The sequence below is a fragment of the Brasilonema octagenarum UFV-OR1 genome, from assembly GCF_963888615.1.
Lineage (GTDB): Bacteria > Cyanobacteriota > Cyanobacteriia > Cyanobacteriales > Nostocaceae > Brasilonema > Brasilonema sennae.
In genome coordinates this window covers 1-682 of sequence record NZ_CAWPKW010000092.1, presented here as the reverse complement: position 1 = coordinate 682, position 682 = coordinate 1, and the positions used below count along the sequence as shown (strand labels likewise).

Annotated in this window: 1 pseudogene; it reads right to left on the bottom strand. The window is 43.1% G+C overall.

Annotated features, from left to right (window positions below):
- A pseudogene (locus tag AC5590_RS06980) lies at positions 1-642 on the bottom strand (hypothetical protein); the annotation flags it as partial.
- Positions 643-682 lie beyond the last annotated feature (40 nt).

Below are 682 nucleotides of genomic sequence, written 5' to 3'. Positions count from 1 at the left end.
GCCATCCGGGGTGACGGCGACTGCATTCACCGAGTCACTATGACCGCCCAGAGTAAACTTTTCTTTACCAGAGTGCAAATCCCAGACTTTGAGTGTATAGTCACCGGAACCAGAAATCACGTACTTACCATCCGGGGTGACAGCGACTGCATTAACCACAGAACTATGACCGCGCAGGGTACGAACTAACGCGCCACCAGGGGGAGTTAAGCTAGCTGTCAAAGTACGCAACCAAGGTTTTTTTATTTGCGATATTTGTTGCAGCAATTCTTGAATTTCCGGTGCATCAAAGTGTAGCAAACGCCCTGACAATTGCCATGCTAATTGCTTTGTATCTTGAATTAAAATATGTGCAGACAATTGCAACGCTCCTTGAATTAATTTCAGCGCTTTAACAGTTTGGGCATTGTATTCTGGATGAGTTAATAATTCTGTATCATCAACCAAATCATAATCTTCAATCAGCGCCTGGACTCCAAATTCAGGATGATTAATTTTTGCTTCTATAAAGTCAAGATCGCTCAACAGACGGCAGAATTTCTTAACTTGACCACCTTCTAACCACAAACGTGGAACTTCACCCAAGAAATGTTCTCTTTCTTCCGGTGACTTTTCTGTTAACCAGGTGCGAAGATTACTCATAGCCAAAAAGTCCTTCTGTCATATTATCGGCAACTTCAGC